Consider the following 1,902-nt stretch of genomic DNA (forward strand, 5'->3'; position numbering starts at 1 on the left):
ATTTCTCCATCAAAAGCTACAAACACTCCCAGAAAGTCCTCACAGGCAAATCGGATGGCATCGGATAAATTCTTCTTTGCATCCGTATACAATGCTTCTATTGCTATCTGAGATCCTGTTATGACAACGGGTTTCTTGATATTTTGCAGCATATACGTCAATGCCGCCGCCGTATATCCCATCGTGTCAGTTCCATGTGTTACCACAAAGCCATCGTATTCTTCATAATTATCCCTGATTGCTTCTGCTGCTTTCACCATCAAAGATGGATTCACATTTGTACTGTCCACACTCATAATGGAAATTCCCGATAAGTGGCAAATCTGTTCAATCTCCGGAATATAGGACAAAATCTGTTTTGCATCTATAGATGGGGTTAACCCTTCTGCTGTCTCTGATGAAGCAATCGTTCCCCCTGTTGCTACTAAAAGTATTTTTTTCATTCTTTATCACCTTTTTAACTATTCTGATTTTCTATTTTCTGATTTATCACACTGACTCTTACGTCATCCTTATTGCTCCACATAAATTTGCCCGTAAAGCCAAATATGATAGTAACAAATATACAGGCAAAGGACAACCACATATATGGTACATACTGCAAGGTTGTTACGCCAAGTATCGTTGCCATATAGATTCCGTTGTCGCTCCACGGTACCATACCTGAGGTCAGTGTTCCTCCAAACTCTGTGTTTCTTGATAATACCTTTCGGCTGTAACCCAGTTCATCATACTTTTGAGCCATGATCTTTGGTGTAAGTATTAACGAAACATACATTGCACTTCCAAATAAATTGCCCAGGAAGCCGATTATAATAGAGAATACCGTAAGCATACCGCCTCCGTTAATGAAACGGTCTATCTTATCTGCAATTACCTTTATGATTCCGATTTGGTCGAGCAGACCGCCAAAGCCTAAACCTAAAATTATAATTCCTACCGACCACAGCATACTGCTCATTCCGCCGCGGCTTAATATTTTATCAATAAAATCAATTCCTGTGTTACTTTCCAACTGCGCCCATGCACTTGATATTGCGTGAACCGGAGTCAGACCCTGAAATACAATTCCCCAGACAATTCCTAGAGCTGCTCCCAGTGAAATTACCGGAAGAGATGGCATTTTCAAAACTAATAACAAAATAACTACAATCATGGGTACAAAAGAAATAAGACTGATGTTAAAGATACTGTCCAATGAAGTCATTACTTCATTAACCTGTGACATATCTGCGTTTCCGCCGCCAACCTGAAAGCCTGCAACTGTAAATGCAATTCCCGCTATAATATAACCAATTACTGATCCCGGAAGCATTCCCTTTACATGATCCATGACATCTATGTCACTCATTGATGCGGTCAAAATCGTACTGTCTGATAATGGGGACAGCTTGTCTCCAAAATAAGAGCCTGATAAGACTGCTCCTGCTGTAATGGGCGCCGGTATTCCAAGTCCTGCTCCAATTCCCATCATGGCTATTCCTGCAGTTCCTGCTGTTCCCCAAGAGGTACCAGTTGCGATTGAGGTGATACTACAAATGATTAATGTTGCAAGCAAGAAAATCGATGGATGAATAACTTTCAAGCCATAGTAAATTAAACTGGGCACAATTCCACCTGATATCCATGTTCCAACTAACGCTCCCACTGCCAGTAAAATCAATATAGCATCCATTCCGTTATAAATACCTTTTGTAATGGAATGCTCCATTTCTTTATATGTGTGACCTGTCATTTTACCTACGAACATCGCCAAGAACCAGGCTGTAAATATAGCCAGGTGAATTTCAATTCCAAACCTGTTGAATAAAAACGCTAGAATCAAAAACCCTACCAACACAAATAAAGATTGTAATACATTTGGCATTTTCTTTTCCATATACCATCCTCCAATAATTTTAT

General features: G+C 39.9%; 2 protein-coding genes. Both read right to left on the reverse strand.

Annotated features, from left to right (window positions below; translation table 11 throughout):
- Positions 1-443: asparaginase domain-containing protein (locus C8E03_RS21670; RefSeq protein WP_207657830.1), on the reverse strand; the 443-nt coding region annotated here is incomplete at its 3' end.
- Between the two features lie 14 nt (positions 444-457).
- A complete protein-coding gene (gene nhaC, locus C8E03_RS21675; RefSeq protein WP_110292102.1) occupies positions 458-1,879 on the reverse strand; it encodes a Na+/H+ antiporter NhaC in 1,422 nt (473 codons plus the stop codon).
- Between the last annotated feature and the right edge of the window lie 23 nt (positions 1,880-1,902).

It is taken from the genome of Lachnotalea glycerini (assembly GCF_003201285.1).
GTDB lineage: Bacteria > Bacillota > Clostridia > Lachnospirales > Lachnospiraceae > Lachnotalea > Lachnotalea glycerini.